The 17,655-nt window shown below is 57.6% G+C and carries 13 protein-coding genes and 1 pseudogene; 3 read left to right on the top strand and 11 right to left on the bottom strand.

From position 1 onward, the window contains the following. Positions 1–88: 88 nt before the first annotated feature. From thrS to B6S08_RS03685, 11 genes and pseudogenes are all read right to left on the bottom strand, one after another. A complete protein-coding gene (gene thrS / locus B6S08_RS03730; RefSeq protein WP_094199419.1) occupies positions 89–2,089 on the bottom strand; it encodes a threonine--tRNA ligase in 2,001 nt (666 codons plus the stop codon). Positions 2,090–2,091: 2 nt separating this feature from the next. After that, on the bottom strand, positions 2,092–2,652 hold the full coding sequence (locus tag B6S08_RS03725; protein ID WP_094199418.1) for a gamma carbonic anhydrase family protein: 561 nt from the start codon (positions 2,650–2,652) through the stop codon (positions 2,092–2,094). Positions 2,653–2,752: 100 nt separating this feature from the next. Then, positions 2,753–4,159: a cysteine--tRNA ligase gene (gene cysS / locus B6S08_RS03720; protein ID WP_094199417.1), complete on the bottom strand. Its 1,407-nt coding sequence runs from the start codon at positions 4,157–4,159 to the stop codon at positions 2,753–2,755. A 228-nt stretch (positions 4,160–4,387) separates the two neighbouring features. Then, the gene (dksA, locus tag B6S08_RS03715; protein ID WP_094199416.1) at positions 4,388–4,792 is read right to left on the bottom strand and encodes an RNA polymerase-binding protein DksA; all 405 of its coding nucleotides are present in this window, start codon (positions 4,790–4,792) and stop codon (positions 4,388–4,390) included. Between the two features lie 627 nt (positions 4,793–5,419). Beyond that, on the bottom strand, positions 5,420–7,615 hold the full coding sequence (locus B6S08_RS03710; RefSeq protein WP_094199415.1) for a xanthine dehydrogenase family protein molybdopterin-binding subunit: 2,196 nt from the start codon (positions 7,613–7,615) through the stop codon (positions 5,420–5,422). Positions 7,616–7,641: 26 nt separating this feature from the next. Continuing rightward, complete coding sequence (locus B6S08_RS03705; RefSeq protein ID WP_094199414.1) at positions 7,642–8,097, bottom strand: (2Fe-2S)-binding protein; 456 nt, start codon at positions 8,095–8,097, stop codon at positions 7,642–7,644. 295 nt (positions 8,098–8,392) lie between these two features. Further along, positions 8,393–8,527: pseudogene (locus tag B6S08_RS18190) on the bottom strand (IS3 family transposase); the annotation flags it as partial. 606 nt (positions 8,528–9,133) lie between these two features. Continuing rightward, the gene (locus B6S08_RS03700; RefSeq protein ID WP_211284150.1) at positions 9,134–11,083 is read right to left on the bottom strand and encodes an acetoacetate--CoA ligase; all 1,950 of its coding nucleotides are present in this window, start codon (positions 11,081–11,083) and stop codon (positions 9,134–9,136) included. Between the two features lie 177 nt (positions 11,084–11,260). After that, on the bottom strand, positions 11,261–12,211 hold the full coding sequence (locus B6S08_RS03695) for a LysR substrate-binding domain-containing protein (protein ID WP_094199413.1): 951 nt from the start codon (positions 12,209–12,211) through the stop codon (positions 11,261–11,263). Between the two features lie 163 nt (positions 12,212–12,374). Further along, on the bottom strand, positions 12,375–12,854 hold the full coding sequence (locus tag B6S08_RS03690; protein WP_094199412.1) for a thioesterase family protein: 480 nt from the start codon (positions 12,852–12,854) through the stop codon (positions 12,375–12,377). 130 nt (positions 12,855–12,984) lie between these two features. Then, complete coding sequence (locus B6S08_RS03685; protein ID WP_094199411.1) at positions 12,985–13,899, bottom strand: choline sulfate utilization transcriptional regulator; 915 nt, start codon at positions 13,897–13,899, stop codon at positions 12,985–12,987. 142 nt (positions 13,900–14,041) lie between these two features. Here B6S08_RS03685 and betC point away from each other — a divergent pair, with 142 nt between their 5' ends. Genes betC through B6S08_RS03670 form a run of 3 tightly spaced genes read left to right on the top strand, consistent with a single transcriptional unit; the run spans position 14,042 to position 17,651 of the window. After that, positions 14,042–15,562 (top strand): choline-sulfatase, encoded by a 1,521-nt coding sequence (gene betC / locus B6S08_RS03680; protein ID WP_094199410.1) that lies wholly within the window; start codon positions 14,042–14,044, stop codon positions 15,560–15,562. Further along, on the top strand, positions 15,562–16,017 hold the full coding sequence (locus B6S08_RS03675; protein WP_094199409.1) for a hypothetical protein: 456 nt from the start codon (positions 15,562–15,564) through the stop codon (positions 16,015–16,017). Before betC ends, B6S08_RS03675 begins: the two co-directional genes overlap by 1 nt. Continuing rightward, the gene (locus tag B6S08_RS03670) at positions 16,014–17,651 is read left to right on the top strand and encodes a SulP family inorganic anion transporter (protein ID WP_094199408.1); all 1,638 of its coding nucleotides are present in this window, start codon (positions 16,014–16,016) and stop codon (positions 17,649–17,651) included. The genes B6S08_RS03675 and B6S08_RS03670 overlap by 4 nt, the downstream gene beginning before the upstream one ends. The last annotated feature ends 4 nt before the right edge of the window (positions 17,652–17,655 follow it).

Below are 17,655 nucleotides of genomic sequence, written 5' to 3'. Positions count from 1 at the left end.
GTTTTGTTTTTCTGAGCATCTCAACGGCATGACCCACTAATTCGGGGCGGCGCACGCCGCCCTTATTTTATTCAGTCATGATGTCTTGTTAGTGATGGGCATTGGCACCGAGCCTGTCGATCAAGGCTTGTTGTGCCGCTGCGCGGGCAGTAACGTCGGGGGCCTGGGCCGCCTGTTGCAAATACGTTACCGCCTCGGCCAGTGGCAGCACACCCAGATCGTCACCATTGCGAGTGCGAATGGCCACGGTGCTAGCGTCGCGCTCCTTGCCGCCGGCCACCAACAGGAAGGGCACGCGTTGCAGTGTTTGCTCGCGGATCTTGTAGCCGATTTTCTCGTTTCTTACGTCACAGCTCGCACGCAGGCCCGCCCCAAGCAGCAGTTGCGTTACATCCTGAACATAGGCGGCATGCTCCTCCGTGATCGAAAGCACCACCGCCTGCACCGGCGCCAGCCAGGCTGGCAGCTTGCCCGCATGATGCTCGATCAGAATGCCGGTGAAACGTTCCAGCGAACCAAACAGCGCACGATGCAACATGACCGGGCGTTTGCGCTGGCCGTCTTCGTCGACGTATTCAATGCCAAAGCGTTCGGGCAGGTTCATGTCTACCTGCAGGGTGCCGCATTGCCAGTCGCGGCCGATGGCATCGCGCAGTACAAACTCAAGCTTGGGGCCGTAGAAGGCGCCTTCACCCGGGTTGAGCTGGTAGTCCAGCCCCATGCCCTCCAGCGCCTGCACCAGTGCACCTTCCAGCAGATCCCAGCTGGCGTCGTCACCCATGCGGTTTTCGGGGCGGGTGGAGAGCTTGATGCTCACGTCTTCAAAGCCAAACTGCTGGTAGATGTCCAGCACCAGTGCCACCACGTCACGGCATTCGGCACCCATCTGCTGCGGTGTGCAGTACACGTGGGCATCGTCCTGGGTGAAATGGCGTACGCGCAGCAGGCCGTGCAGTGCGCCCGAGGGCTCGTAGCGATGCACCTTGCCGAATTCGCCCATGCGAATGGGCAGGTCGCGATAGCTCTTCAGTCCGTGCCGGTACAGCAGCACGCTGCCGGGGCAGTTCATCGGCTTGAGCGCCAGCGCGCGGCCGTCTTCGGTCTCGGTGGTAAACATGTGGTCGCGGTAGTTTTGCCAGTGACCGGATATCTCCCACAGGCTGCGGTCCATCACGTCGGGCGAGTTCACTTCCACGTAGCCGGCGTCTTGCTGGCGGCGGCGCATATAGGCGATCAGCTCCTGAAACACGGACCAGCCACGGGGGTGCCAGAACACCGCACCTGGCGCGTCTTCCTGAAAGTGGAACAGGTCCAGCTCGCGGCCCAGCTTGCGATGATCCCGCTTCTCGGCTTCTTCAATGCGCTGCAGGTAGGCGGCAAGTTGCTTCTTGTCGGCCCAGGCGGTTCCGTAGATGCGTTGAAGCTGCTCGTTCCTGGCATCGCCACGCCAATAGGCACCGGAGATGCGAGTCAGCTTGAAGTGCTTCAGAAATCGTGAGTTGGGCACATGAGGTCCGCGGCACATGTCGATGTATTCTTCATGGAAATACATGCCCATAGCCTGCTCGTTCGGCATGTCGTCGATCAGGCGCAGTTTGTAGTCTTCCTCACGTTCCTGAAAAAGGCGAATCACCTCGCCGCGCGGCAGCATGCGTTTGACTATCTCGTAGTGCTTGGCAATCAGCTCGCGCATGCGCCGCTCGATGGCGGCCAAATCCTCGGGCGTAAAGGGGCGTTCATAGGCGATGTCGTAGTAGAAACCATTGTCGATGACGGGGCCGATGGCCATCTTGGCACTGGGATAGAGCTGTTTGATGGCATGACCAATCAGGTGAGCGCAGGAATGACGAATGATCTCCAGCCCTGCCTCGTCGTTGGGCGTAATAATCTGTACGTTCGCATCCTGGTCGATCAGGTCACAGGCATCGACCAGGCGACCGTTTACCCTGCCGGCTATCGCCTGCTTGGCAAGGCCCGGGCCTATTTCAGCCGCAAGCGTTGCCACCGAGACGGGGTGTTCAAAACGGCGCTGGCTGCCGTCAGGCAGGGTGAGGGTAATGGCTTCTTGTTCGCTGTAAGCAATCGTCATGTTCAGAACTCGTTCTGGATGTGTTTGTAACCCAGCACCAGTTCATTGTTGGTGCGGGCCACGTCTTCGGAGAATTCACTGGCGGCAACGGGAACCTGGGGCAGTGCGGCCAGATCGGTTTCGGGGCCAATACGTTCGGTTGACGTTACATAGAACCCCGCCGGCAAATGCACACCGTCCACAACGGCATTGTGTCGCACCACACAGCGGTCTTCGACCGTGCAGTTGAACAGCACACTGTTAAAGCCGATGAACACATTGCTGCCAACGGTGCAGGGGCCATGAACGATGGCGCGGTGCGCAACGGAGGTGCGCTGGCCAATGCTGACCCTGGCACCGGATTTGGAGTGAATGACCACGCCGTCCTGAATATTGGAATGCGCACCGATCACAATGGGATCGATGTGGCCGTTGGCGTCCATTTCGTCGGCACGGATCACCGCGTAGGGCCCGATGAAGACATTTTCTTCCACGATCACCAACCCGCACAGAATGGCGGTGGGATCGACAAAGGCACTGGGGTGGATTTGCGGCAGATCGCCCCGAGGATTTTTTCGAATCATAGAAGTCCTTCCATTATTGCAGCCAGACGTTGACTGCACTTTGACGTGTTCAACACTCTCTCGGCTGCACCGCGTACCAGCAGCAGACTGGGCCAGCGGGTCATGCCAGCTCCTTCTCGACAGGCCGCAGCACGGGGCCTGATGGTGTGTCTTCTACCAGGAAACCCTCGGCTTTCAATGCCGCGCGCAGTGCATCCGATCTGGCAAAGTCGCGGTCACGGCGTGCCTGCTCACGTTCGGCCAGCAGGCTTTGGACGCGATCGTTATCGCTTGGTTGCTCAACGGCCGCCGGTCTTAGCTCGGCCAGGACCGTTTGTGGCGGTTGCTGCAACAGCCCAATGAGGGCGGCGGACGCCAGCAGCACGGATTTGGCATGCGCACGCCGGTCATCCGAGTCCGCTTCATCCAGCCGGGTCAGCAGTACTCGCAGCCGGGCCAGGACACCAGAAACATTGAGATCGTTGCGCAACGCCTCCAGCACCTGAAGGTCAGGTGAGGTGTGCGGCAGAACGTCAATATGCTCAACCTGAAGCAGGCTGCTGTAGAACTTGATCAGGGTTTCTCGCGCGTTCAGCAGGCGTTGTGTATTCCAGTCCAGCGGTTTGCGGTAGTGGGTGGACAGCAGTGCCAGGCGAATAGCTTCACCTGGCGCCTGGTCCAGCAGCTCGCGCGCCAGCAGTACATTGCCCAGAGACTTGGACATTTTCTGCCCATTTACGGTGACGAAGCTGTTGTGTACCCAGGTACGGCAGTAAAGCTCACCGTGCGCACAGGTGCCTTGGGCGATCTCATTTTCGTGGTGCGGAAAGATCAGATCCTGGCCGCCACCGTGAATGTCGATGGTGTGACCCAGGTGCTTGTCGATCATGGCCGTGCATTCCACATGCCAACCCGGACGGCCTCTACCCCAGGGACTGTCCCACCCCGGCAGCGCCGGTGTAGAAGGCTTCCAGAGCACAAAGTCCATGGGATCGCGCTTGTAAGGGGCCACTTCCACCCGCGCGCCGGCCAGCATGTCTTCAACGCGCCGGCCCGAGAGCTGGCCATAAGCCGGGTAGGATGGCACATGGAACAGCACGTGCCCTTGTTCTACATAGGCATGGCCACGGGCTATCAGGGTGTCAATCAGTGCGATGATGTCCGCGATATGCGCGGTGACACGGGGCTCCAGATCGGGGGGCAATACCCCGAGCGACCGCATGTCTTGATGGTAGGCATCGATATATCGATTGGTGATGGCACTGATGGGCAGGCCGGCGGCAGCGGCGGCCTGATTAATTTTGTCATCCACGTCGGTGAAATTGCGTACATAGACCACTTCCGGGTAGTCATGTCTGAGCAACCGGGCCAGCACATCGAACACTACGGCGGGCCGCGCGTTGCCAATGTGGGCGTAGTTGTAAACGGTGGGTCCGCATACATACATTGTCACGCGATCGGGGCGGCCGGTACGCAAAGGCGCTTTCTGCCGCTTGAGCGTGTTGTAAAGAGTGATGGGATAGGTCATGTTATGGACTCCTTGGCCTGTGGCAACGCCTGCCGAAAGGCATGAAAGGTGTTTTCGATCACGTCCCGGTTTACATCCTGGGTGATGAACACCAGGCACGAACGGCGATAGCCCATTGATGGGCGCGTGGCCCCGGTGCGGCCTTGGTCGAGAAGGCATCGGACAGTGCGGTCTTCATTGCTTCGGGTATACGTGTTCTTCATTCACTGGCGATACTCATCAGGCAATTCAGTGCCGGCGCTGGTGTTTCTCGAGCAGCTCCTGTCGCTCCTTGGCCTCGATGCTGAGTGTGGCGGTTGGCCGCAACAGCAGCCTGGGCAGCCCGATGGGCTCGCCGGTTTCCTGGCACCAGCCATATTCGCCACGGGCCAATCGCTGAAGTGCATGCTCTATCTTGTTGAGTAGCTTTTTTTCACGCTCCAGCAAGCGCAGGTGTGCCTGGCGCTGTTCTTCCGTACTGCCGATATCGGCGAGGTCACTGCCGATTTCGTATTTGCGCAGTCCATCGAATTCCTCCTCAATGCGCTCTTGCAATTCACGACGCTGCTTCAGCAGCAACTCGTGAAAAAACTCCTGCTGTTGAGCATTCATGTAGGCGTCTTCGGGCTGCTGGAGAAGTTCTTCTTTGGTCATGGGGGACACCTCATGTTGTTGCACATTCCCATTCGGAAAAGGGAGCCGGATTTCCTACCTTGCCCCTTGTCGTGTAATGGTTCGTTAACGCACTGACACCGAGGCGCCGCATCGCCTGCTGAGAAGAGGTGAGTGCACTCCCTTGATTTTTCTCAGTGGCATTAAATTCCTTGGCAGACATCGGGTTGGTCATTTTGAGATATGTTATAACGTAACAATTTTGGCATCAATGACTCCGTCCTGTCCATCTGCAATACAGGCGGGTTGGCAGAAGCTGCTGACCGTATTTGGGGCTATGGTACCGATGAGATCTGCAGGTAGAGGGCTCTTATCGGAAGGCGAATGGCTGTGGCCATTATGCTCATTCGTTGACGGCTAGGCGTTTGGGTGAAGCTGGGGAGCATGTCCTACTGGCGTCGGTTCGGGCGAGGCTGGGAGGTGAGGATGGACATGAACTCAGTCCGGTGGATGTCGAGTCGACCATGTTTGGCGATTGATCAGCGCTCGCAGTCCGGACCGAGCTCCTTGCCTTTGGTGCGTCAGCATTCGGAGCAGCTATTTAGCCATCGACTATACCTTAAGCCAGCCAATGTGAATTATGCCAACTGCTCCTTTGTAAAGGGCGACTTAAGTCGTCGCCAGTTTCAGAGGCAAGGTGTATAAACGCTGTCCGGTTGCAGCGGCAACGGCATTTGCAACCGCCGGCGCAATAGGCGGAACACCCGGCTCACCCACCCCGGTAGGCGCTTCTGCCGAAGGCACGATATGCACTTCAACTTCTGGCATTTGATCCAGGCGCAGCACCTGATAGTTGTGGAAGTTGGATTGCTCCACCATGCCACCTTCCCCCAGGGTAATGGCACTCATCAGGGTAGGTGACAGACCAAAACCAATCCCCCCTTCCATCTGCGCGGCAATCACGTCCGGATTCACCGGTACGCCACAATCAACGGCACAAACCACCTTGTCCACCGAAATGTGGCCATCCTTGACCGTTACCTGAGCCACTTGGGCAACAAAGGTGCTGAAGGACTCATGAACGGCCACCCCCAAGCCCGTACCGGCGGGAAGCGTTTTACCCCATTCGGCTTTTTCCGCTGCCAGTTTGAGCACGCCCTGCCAACGAGGATGTTTCGCCAGTAACCGCATGCGCATTGCCACCGGATCCTGGTTGGTTTTCACGGCCAGCTCATCAATCATGGTCTCAATCGCGAAGGCGGTGTGCGTGCTGCCTACAGAGCGCCACCACTGAACGGTTGGGCCTTCTTTAACGGTGGTCAGTTCGATAGACAAGTTCGGAATTGCGTAAGGAATGTTTGACGCTCCCTCTACCGAGGTATGGTCAATGCCTTCTTTCACCAATGCGGGTTCAAAGGCCGTGTTGGTGACAATGGATTGGCCCACAATGTGCTGCTTCCAGCTTGAAATATTGCCGTCGGCATCAAGGCCCGCCTGGATGCGATGCACATAGGCCGGACGATAGTAACCCACCTGAGTGTCGTCTTCCCGGCTCCATACCAATTTGATCGGCGTTCCCTTTTTCTGTCTGGCAATTTCTACGGTTTCAATCAAATAATCGGAGTGAGGATTTGCCCGGCGACCAAAACTGCCCCCCGCCAGCAGCATGTGTATGGTCACCTGCTCTGGCTTTATGCCCAGCAACTGAGCGATGTTCATCTGATCCACGGTCTGGAATTGTTCACCATTCCAGATTTCGCAGCCTTGTTCGGTGACCTGTGCAACACAGTTCATTGGCTCCAACGCCGAATGGGACAAAAAAGGAAACTCGTAGTGGTTGTCGATGACGGTTGCCGCTTGTTGCAAGGCAGACACCACGTCTCCTTCACTGCGGGCAGAGAGGCCATTATTTTTAGCCAGCTCTTTGTATTCCGCCATAATTTGCGTCGAGCTTTTGGTAAAAGCGTCACTTTCATCCCAGGTCACGGCGAGCTGCTCTCGCCCTTTTTTGGCACTCCAGTAATCCCTGGCCAGTACCGCCACCCCCGTTGAGATAGTCAATACGTCCACTACTCCGGCAGATGCTTTCGCTTGGGCGGCATCCAGCGTTTTCAGCCTGGCGCCAAATTTTGGTGCGTGTAACACCACGGCCGTTAACATGCCCGGCAACTTGATGTCCTGGGTGAATATGGCCGTACCATTGTTCTTGCCGATGTCCTTGCGACTCAGTGTTTGCTTGCCGATAAATACAAACTGCTCTGGCGATTTCAGTGTCACGCTGGCTTCATCGGGTATCGCTTGGCCGGCCGCCGCTTCTGCCAGCTCTCCGAAGGTGGCTTGCTGGTCTCCGTGACTAACAATGCCTGCCTTCACCTGAATTTGGCTGGCATCCACATTCCAGCGCTGGGCTGCAGCGGCAACCAGCATGGCTTTGGCAACCGCGCCTGCGGTACGCATCTGAAGATAGGAGTTGGCAATTGCCGTGCTGCCGCCCGTTCCTTGCATCGGCCCCCAGAAGGTATTGTTGTAACGGTTGGCGTCCGCAGGCGCCCCTTCTGCGGCCATTTGGTCCCAGTCGGCATCCAGCTCTTCGGCGACTAAGGTGGTCAACCCGGTATAGGTTCCTTGACCCATCTCAACGTGTTTGATCATGACGGTTACCTTGTTATCGGTACCGATACGTACAAAGGCATTGGGTTCAAATAATGCCGTCGCAGGGGCGGTTTCCGTTGCCCGGGCATTTAGTGATACAGGTAAAGAAAATCCCAGGGTGAGTCCAGCGCCTATGCCACCCATGATTTTGAGAAACTTGCGGCGGTCGAGCGCGACGTTTGTGGCCTCACTCGGTAAAGAGATTCTACGCATGATTGATCACTCCTTAATCAAACAATTTACAGCTGTGCAGCGGCATTCTTGATCGCTTTACGAATACGCACATAGGTGGCGCAGCGGCAGATATTGCCGGACATGGCCGCATCGATGTCGTCATCGGTCGGGGCAGGGTTATTTTCCAGCAGCGCAATCGCAGACATGATCTGCCCAGACTGGCAATATCCACACTGTGGCACCTGCACGTCGTCCCAGGCTTGCTGCACCGCTTTCGCAACCTGACTTTGTACGCCTTCAATGGTCGTAATTTTCTTGCCGACGGCGGATTGAATGGGAGTGACATAAGAACGAATCGGTTGGCCGTCCAGGTGCACGGTACAGGCACCACACTGCGACAGGCCGCACCCGAACTTGGTGCCGGTCATTTCCAGATGATCACGCACTGCCCAGAGGATGGGCGTATCCGGCGATGCATCAATGTCATGGTCAACACCGTTTACATTCAAGCTTACTGGCATGTGGCTTCTCCTGCGTTTTGGATGTTGCTAGCGGCTCCTCTCTCCGAAAAAAAAGAGCCATGATTCTCGCTTGGTGAATCATCTTGAGGGCTGATAATTATAATAAACTTGAAGTTTGTGTGTTGAGTGATTCTTAGAGACTGCTTGTGTGAAAATGTAACTTGTTGAAGTGAATGAATAAATTTGTTGGGTGTTAGAGAATGCCACTTTTTATCAATACTTTATTCAATTTTCGCTCACTTCAAGGTGATTCCAAATGTTCATAAAGAAACAGAATTTGTTTAAAGTGTAGTGGTCAACTAATCCCGGACAGTAAATTAGACCGATTCTCTGCCTCAACCGGCGGCAATCCGCCATTGTGTTGATGAGGGCGCTGCCGGTTGTAGTAGTTCATCAGATAATCGCTGATGTCTCTTTTGGCTTCAGCCAGTTACTTGCGTGATCTACTCTGCAATTTTGTGTGCATACAAAGCGAGCACATAAAGAACACACGCTAACCTTAGTACCAAATCGGTGATGGCGGCCAAGTGGCACCCCCAATCGCCCTGACGCCATTGATAGTCTCTCAGACGACTTTTCAAGCCTTGATGGGAAAGCGAGAGAAATTGCGTAGAGTCGGACGATATGGGAGCTCTAAGGGGTTGTTAGGCAACGACGACTCCCCATAGCGACATCCAGAGCCCCAGTCGAGCACGGATTGTAGCCAACATTCCGATTGCGGGCCCGGCCAGCCATAACTCGGTCCCCAACTGACATTGGAAGTTTGATACAAACATTGCTATCCGCCTTGCCTGCGTAAATACAATGGTCAGGTCGGAAAAACTCTGGCTAGTGTGCTGGTCCTGAACAAAGTGCCCGGGCTTAATATGCCTGTAGCCAGCCAGCCAGCCAGCCAGCCAGCCAGCCAGTTAAGGACATCAAGCCTAGATGGGACTGACCGCCCCGGCTCTGATTTTATCAACAGCGCCGCTTTCCAGCAGAATATTGGGGCAGAGCGGGACTTTTCAGGCCCGCAGTGCCGTTACAGAATTTATTATCAGCAGTTTAGTTGCGGCAGGTCCCGAAACAGTGCCAGTGCCTCGGGATTGGCCAGCGCTTCCAGGTTTTTCACCGGTTGTCCCTCCACCGTGTTTCGAATGGCCAGCTCCACCAGCTTTCCGGTCCGGGTGCGGGGGATATCCGCTACCTGGATAATCCTGGCCGGCACATGGCGTGGTGTGGTATTGCTGCGAATGGTGTGGCGAATCGTCTGTTCCAGGGGCTTGTCCAGCCGGTAGCCGGGTTTGAGCACCACAAACAGCACGACTCGTACATCGCCCTGCCAGGGCTGGCCGATGGCGACGGCTTCCTGCACCGCCTCAACCTTCTCCACCTGGCGATAGATCTCGGCGGTGCCGATCCGCACTCCGCCCGGATTGAGCACCGCATCGGAGCGGCCGTGGATCACCATACCGCCGCTGGGGGTCAGCTCGGCGTAGTCGCCATGGGCCCAGACATTGTCAAAGGTCTCAAAATAGGCCTCTTTGTACTTGCGACCATTACTGTCATTCCAGAAGCCGATGGGCATGGCCGGAAAGGGGCGGGTACAGACCAGCTCACCCTTGCCGCTGGCCACCGGCTGGCCGTTGTCCCAGATGTCGACCGCCATCCCCAGTCCCCTGCACTGCAGCTCACCGGCGCTCACCGGCAGGATGGGGCAGCCTAGGGCAAAACACGACAGTATGTCGGTGCCGCCCGAGATGGATGACAGGCAGAGATCGCGTTTGATCTCCTGGTAGACATATTCGAAGCTCTCGTGGGTGAGGGTCGAGCCGGTGGACAGCAGGGTTCTGAGGGCATCCAGCCGGTGGCTTTGCCTCGGGCGAATACCGGCCTTTTCCTGGGCGGCGATGTATTTGGCGCTGGTGCCGAAGGCGGTGACTCCTTCCTGCGCCACAATATCCCACAGTACTTCTGCCGTGGGGGCGAAGGGGGAGCCGTCGTACAGCACCAGAGTAGCGCCGGTGGCCAGGCCGCTGAGCATCCAGTTCCACATCATCCAGCCACAGGTGGTGTAATAGAACAGGGTGTCCCCGGACTTCAGGTCGGTGTGTAGCTGGTGTTCCTTGAGGTGTTGCAGCAGAGTGCCGCCCACCCCGTGAACAATACACTTGGGCACCCCCGTGGTGCCGGAAGAGTAGAGAATACAGAGCGGGTTGTCGAAGGCCACCCGGGTGAATTCGACCTCGGTCGCGGCCGCATCGATAAAGTCATCCAGCAGCACGGCGCCAGGCACCGGGCTCAGATCGGGACTGGCGTCGAGGTAGGGCATCACCACCAGTTGGCCGAGTGTCGGCAAGTGCGGCAGTACCTGCGTCAGGCGTTCCAGTGAGTTAAAGGACTTGCCGTTATAGAGGTAGCCGTCGGTGGTGAACAGCACCTTGGGCTCGGTCTGACCAAAGCGGTCGATGATGCCCTGAAGGCCAAAATCGGGTGAGCAGGCGGTCCAGACGGCGCCCAGACTGGCGGCGGCCAGCATGGCGACCGCAGTGTTGATGACGTTGGGCACAAAGCCGGCCACGCGATCGCCTGGCTCCACACCGGCGCGACGCAGACCGGCGGCCACCTGGGCCACCCGCCGGTAAAGCCCGGCATAACTCAGGCTGTCGCGCCGGCCGGCCTCATTGCGAAACACCAATGCCGGACGCTCGTCACGAAAGCGAAGCAGGTTCTCGGCATAGTTCAGTCGTGCATCGGGAAACCAGCGTGCGCCGGGCATCCGCTCGCCATCGAGCAGCACCCGTTCACCCCGCTCGCTCGCCATCACCCCGGTAAAGTCCCACAGCAGTGACCAGAACGCCTCCGGCTGTGCTACCGACCAGCGGTACAGCCGGTCGTAGCTGTCGAGCTTCAGACCACTGTGCTCGCTGGCCTGCTGCATAAACCGGTGCAGCTGGCTGTGTTCAATACGTGTTCTGTCTGGTTGCCACAATACTTTGTTCATCATTACTCCCCGTTTCGTCCTTGTGGGATGGCGTCCCCGGGTCGCGTTTCGCGATGCCACGGGTGAACCGTTTGCTGGTATCGGTCCTAGTGTGTAATGACGTTATAAATTTATTAAGTTTATTTTTCTGTCGAATTGTTTGGTTTTATTAATGAATGGGAGTGTCCTGGCGACGGCCTATCAGGTACCGACCCATGCTGCATCTGATGTGCCCTTGAGCGGTCCTGCCGCCATGCATTGCTCTATGGTCCACTCGCAGAAGCTCAGGGCTTCTTCGCTCAGCAGGTTGTTGCTGGGGTGAACTAGGTAAAATCCGCGCCGGGTTTTTACCGATGCGGCCATTGGCCGCACCAGGGCTCCGCTGGCCAGCAGTTCGTCTACCTGGTGCCGCCAGCCCAAAGCGATTCCCTGGCCACTCAGCGCCGCCTGGATAACGGCCGGATAGCTGCTGATATAGATATCCTGGCGGCCCGCCGGCAGCGCGATGTTTTGGTGGGCCAGCCAGGTGGCCCAGTCCATCCAGTCCCAGTGCTCGGATTCCAGGTGGATCAGGGTGGCGGCAGACAGGTCGGCGGGGGTTTCCAGTGACTGGATGCCGGCCAGGTAGGCCGGGCTACATACCGGAAAGATTTCCTCTCCCAGCAGAAAGCGGGCATTGCAGCCGGGCCAGTGGCCATCACCGAACTGGATGGCGATATCCGAGCCTTCTCTGAGCTGATGGGTATGATCATCGGAGGCGTCCACATGCACGACGATGTCCGGATGGGCCATACGAAACAGTGGCAACTTGGGAATAAGCCACAGGGAAGCAATGGCCAGATCGGCAGACACTGTGACCGTGGAGCAGGAACGATGGATTTTCAGCTCTGAAGCTGAGGAGGCAAGCAGCTCCAATGCCGCGGTGACGGCCCGCTGGAACTTGCGCCCGTCCGGCGTGAGGGTCACGGCCTTGTGTGAGCGATTGAACAGGACGCATCCCAGCTCCTCTTCCAGCAGGCGAATTTGCCGGCTGACGGCTGCCTGGGTGACACAGAGTTCGTCTGCGGCCTGAGTGAAGCTCTGATAACGGGCGGCCGCTTCAAAAGCGACCAGGTAGGTCAGCGGCGGCAGGGCCTTGATGATGCTTCTCATGGTGGTATCTCCTTGGGGCCGGCACTTATTCGTGCCTGGCCGCGCACAGTGTCATGATGACGGTCGAGCACTGCGTTCCTTGCTCGTGGCAGTTACGGCCACGGCCCAGCTGATCCGCAGGGGTGGCCGGAAGTGTATTGTCAGGCCATTGACATGAGCAGGCTCAGGCGGGGCGCCTGAGGGCGATACCACGGCCGGCCTGGGCAGGCCAAGGCTGGCTTGCCTGCCGGGCATGGAGATGCTCAAGCTGCTCCCGGGTGGCCGGTAAAAAGGCGCTGGCCCGTTTTATACTCATGTCCATGTGCAGCAGCAGGGTTTCCATCAGGGCGAGATCGACACCAGTGTCGGCATGGCGCATGGTCAGCACCAGGCGCAACTTCTTGCTGTCGTGTTCAAGCAGCTGGGCAAAAATTTTTAAGGGTTCGCCTTCTTTTACTTCCTGCAGGTAGTGCACCGCGCTTTGCAGTGTGTAGAGCGAAACCTGATGCCGAGTCCGAAAGGCGGCATCCATCCCGATCTGGTCGATGAAATTATTGAGGGCGGTGGCGAACACCACCACATAGCAGGCATCGTTCATATGGCCGTTGTAGTCGATCCACTCGGGTTTGACCGGGGACTCGAATATGCTCAGCTCGGTTGTCATCTGTGTCTTCCTTGTCATCTTGGTTGGGTTGGCAGCCGGTGTCCGGCCGCGGGTTGTATGTATATGATGCCGCGCAGTGTCATTCACTGGTCCATTGTTACCTTCTTGCCACTGTCCGGCCTTGCTGTGATTAGCCTGGCGCCGGCAGGCTTTCATGGTAAAGCCAGTCGGCAAAGCACTGCACCACCGGTTCCACCTCGCGTCGCTGGGGCAGGACCACATGGTAGCCATTGGCCGAAGTGAAGCGTTGTTCGAGCACGGGAACCAGCAGGCCGTTATCCAGCAGTGAGTCCACCAGTCCGGTCCAGCCGATGGCCACGCCCTGGCCGGCGATCGCCGCCTGCAGCAGCAGGGTGTAGTTATTGAACGCAATGGCCGGCTCCGGTGGCGCACCGTTAATTCCCAGGGTCTTGAACAGCCGGGGCCAGGTAAAGCAGTCGAGATGGTAGTCGGTATCGAGCTTGAGCAAGGGGAACTGCGCCAGCTGCTCTGCATGGGTTACCGGTCCTCTGTTCTGCAACAGGGTCGGGCTGCATACCGGCAAAACCTGCTCTCTGAACAGCTGGCGGCTGATGCAGCCGGGAAAGTAGCCGTTGCCGAACAGAATGGCGAGATCAAATTCCTGCTGGGCCGGTGTGTTGCGTTGCTGCGATGTCACCACACGTACTTCGGTATTGGGATAGTGCTCGCGAAAGCCGGACAGGCGCGGGAGTATCCAGAATGCGGCAAAGGCATAGTCAGTTGCGACATTGATGACCGAGTGCTGGCCGGATTGCTGTACTGCACCAACACCTTCCGCCAGCCGGTGCAGACCTTCGAGTACCGCCGTGAGCAGGGTTTCACCCGCACTGGTCAGGGTCACGCCACGGTGGGCGCGATGAAAGAGAGATGCGCCTAAATCCCCTTCCAGGCGGCGAATCTGCTGGCTGACGGCAGACTGGGTACTGCCCAGTTCCTGGGCCGCCAGGGTGAAGTTCCCCAGCCTTGCCGCTGCCTCAAATGCCAGCAAGGTCACCAGACTTGGGAGTTGATCGAGTTTAGTCATAAATCTGTCTAATCCTTAACATTAGCCCAAGATCTGTTCACAGTTCCTTAATTACTGTGCAACATTGTCTTGTGCCCGCAGGGTACAGCAATTAGGCGAATTTATGTATAGCAGGATCTAGTCTCGTTACAAAGGAGCAGTAATGGATACCAACAGGCCAAATATCGTTTTTATCATGGCGGATCAGCTGGCAGCGCCCGCGCTTCCCATTTATGGTCATCCCGTTGTTAAGACCCCTCATCTGAGCGCACTGGCCGATGCTGGGGTGGTGTTTGATTCCGCTTATTGCAACAGCCCGCTGTGCGCGCCGTCGCGTTATGTGCTGATGACCGGGCGTCTGCCGTCAAAAATCGGTGCCTATGACAATGCGGCCGATCTGGCCGACGATATTCCGACCTTTGCCCATTACCTGCGCAACCTCGGTTACCGTACGGCTTTGTCTGGCAAGATGCATTTTTGCGGCGCTGACCAGCTGCATGGTTTTGAAGAGCGCCTGACCAGTGATATCTACCCGTCCAACTTCAATTGGATCACCAGCTGGGATCAGCCGGAGAAGCGCCCTGAGTGGTATCACAATATGGACCCGGTCATCGAGGCCGGCCCCTGTGTGCGCAGCCTGCAGCTGGATTACGACGAGGAAGTGGTAGTGAACGCCCAGCGCTTTCTCTACGACCAGGTGCGCGGCAGCGACGATCGCCCCTTCTGTCTGACGGTTTCCATGACTCATCCCCATGATCCCTACATTACCACCGACGAATACTGGAGCCGTTACCACCACGACGACATCGACATGCCGTCGGTCAAGGTAGCGCCGGGTGAGCATGATCCCCATTCCGAGCGCCTGCGCTTTGTCTGCGGTCTGGATAAAACCGAGGTGACCGATGAACAGATCCGCAATGCGCGTCATGCCTATTATGGCTCCATCAGCTATGTGGATGATCAGGTCGGCAAGCTGGTGAAAACCCTCAAGGAAACCGGCCTGGATAAAAATACCATCATTGTCTTTTCCGGCGACCACGGTGACATGCTGGGCGAGCGTGGGCTCTGGTACAAGATGAGCTGGTTTGAATGGTCTGCCCGGGTACCGCTGATTGTTCATTACCCCGAGCGTTTTGCCCCACGGCGGGTCAGCGCCAGCGTGTCTACGCTGGATTTGCTGCCCACCTTTGTCGAGATGGTGGACGGGCCTCAGTCCGGTTATGTCACTCCCATCGAAGGGCGCAGTCTGGTGCCGCACCTGCAGGGCGAGGAGGGGCATGACGAGGTCATCGGCGAATACCTGGCGGAGGGGGCACTGGCGCCACTGTTGATGATCCGTCGTGGAGCTTACAAATACATTTGTTCACCGGCCGATCCGGAGCAGCTGTTCAACCTGGTCGAGGATCCACAGGAGTTACGCAACCTGGCGAATTCGCCGGCGCATGCTGATGTGCTGCAGTCGTTCCGTGAGCAGGTGGCCAGTGGCTGGGATCTGGACCAGCTCAATGAAAATGTGCTCCAGAGCCAGCGTCGTCGCCAACTTGTGGGTGAAGCGCTGAACAAGGGAAAGTATACCCCCTGGGATTTCCAGCCCTTTGTGGATGCCAGCCACCAGTATGTGCGTCATACCATTGGCCTCTACGATCTGGAACGGCGTTCCCGTTACCCGCAGGTCAAAAAGTAATGACCGTGCCCAGTTGGGGAGCATGCTTCCTTGGCGGGCGCATAGAGCCGCCGGGTCAATTGACCCGGTTTCTTGCTTTCATTTTATTTTCCACCTTTCCATTCTTTTATTCCGATTGTTCGGGTGCGCTTGTCTTAATTAATTTAACGCATTTGACCAGATATTCATCGTTTGAGCATGACCATGGTGGCGGGGTATTTTTACTTATGTTTCCTTCCGCTTTGTTAATTGAAGTGTTTTTTGAAAAGGCATGTGATAATAGGGAGATATTCATGGACATGTTTGCTGACGGTGTAGCTGCCAGTATTTTTCTATATATTTTTTTCGGTCATTATAGCGACGGGAAAATAAAAGGGCTGAATGAGTATTTTGGCCGGCACATGCGCAATATCATCTATCCAAATGTTCTGGATCGGCGAGCATCTTTGCCGGTCATTTCCGGGATGCAATCATGATAACAGCACAGGGCAAGGCACAGCGCTACCAGACACTGCTGCTGTGCCTGGTGCCCTTCATGGGCTGGTTACCGCAACAGAGCACTTGTTCGCTGCGTGCCGATGTACTGGCCGGGCTGACGGGGGCGGTATTGGTAATACCGCAAGGCGTTGCCTATGCCTTGCTGGCGGGCCTGCCCCCCGAGTACGGCCTGTATACCGCCATTATTCCCACCATACTGGCAGCTCTGTTCGGTTCGTCACGGCAAATGGTCAGCGGGCCGACGGCAGCGTTGTCGATTGCGTTATTTGCCACTCTGCAGCCATTTGCCGAGGCCGGCCCCGGAGAGTATGTGGTGCTGGTGCTGACCCTGACCTTTCTCACCGGGTTGTTTCAATTACTGTTGGGTCTGGCCAAGCTGGGCGTGCTGGTGAATCTGGTATCCCATGCGGTGGTGACTGGCTTTACTGCCGGTGCCGCGTTGATCATTGCTAACAGCCAGTTGCCCTATGCGCTGGGGTTGGGCCCGCTCGACAGTGCCGATTTTTTCGACAGCTGGCCGGCGCTGCTGGAGCGGTGGGACGATATTTGCCCCGAGGCGGTGTTTATCACCGGTGTTACCCTGGCCGCCTGCCTGGCATTCCGGCGCTGGTTACCCCGCTGGCCGGGCATGTTGCTGGCGCTGGCCGGGGGGGCTGTTCTGGCCGCCTGGATCGATCCGCAGAGCGTGCATATTCAGCGCATCGCCGCCGTGCCGGCGGGTCTGCCGCCGTTATCGACCCCGCTCTTTTCCCTGGATATATTGCGCCAGCTGGCCCCCGGCGCCATGGCGCTGGGGCTGTTGGGTTTGGTCGAGGCCGCTGCCATTTCCCGGGCCATGGCGGTGCGCACGGGGCAGCGTATGAACAGTGATCAGGAGTTTATCGGGCAGGGGATCTCCAATATCGGGGGCGCCTTTTTCTCTGGTTATGTGTCATCCGGATCTTTTACCCGCTCCGGCCTGAATGCCAGTGCCGGGGCCCGGTCCCCGCTGGCCGCGGTGATGGCCGCGCTGTTTCTGGTGCCCATGGTGTTGCTGGCAACCCCGTTGCTGGGCTACGTGCCCATGCCGGCCATGGCCGGCATGCTGCTGGTGGTCGCCGCCAACCTGATTGACCGGCACAGTATTCGTGAAGCGCTGGCTGTCAGCCGTGCCGAGACCACGGTCTTGTTGCTCACCTTTGCCAGCACCCTGCTGCTGGCGCTGGAGTTCGCCATCTTCGTCGGGGTGCTGGCGTCCTTTGTCTTTTACTTGCTGCGCACCATGCGGCCGCCGGTGGTGGCCTGTGAGCTGGCACAGGCACCTGTGGCCATTCGGCAGGTCCTGACCCCCGACAGCTGCGCGGTGGTCAGGATCGACGGCTCCCTGTATTTCGGCGCCTGCGAGGGGATCGCACGGCGGCTGGATGCCCATGACCGGCCGAATCTGGTGATCCTGGCGGAGGGCATCAATTTTATCGATATCAGCGGCCTGCATCTGTTGCTGCGGCAGGCCAGTGTGTGCCGGGACCGGGGAGGCAGGCTCTACCTAGCCGGCACCAAGGATGACGTGCTGTATCGCCTGCGGCGGGCCGGCGTATTGAACAGTGACAAGATCACGGTAATCACACTATGAGAGG

Source organism: Oceanimonas doudoroffii (genome assembly GCF_002242685.1).
Taxonomy (GTDB): domain Bacteria; phylum Pseudomonadota; class Gammaproteobacteria; order Enterobacterales; family Aeromonadaceae; genus Oceanimonas; species Oceanimonas doudoroffii.
Note: the sequence above shows the minus strand (reverse complement) of the source record. Positions and strands in the feature narration are given on the sequence as shown.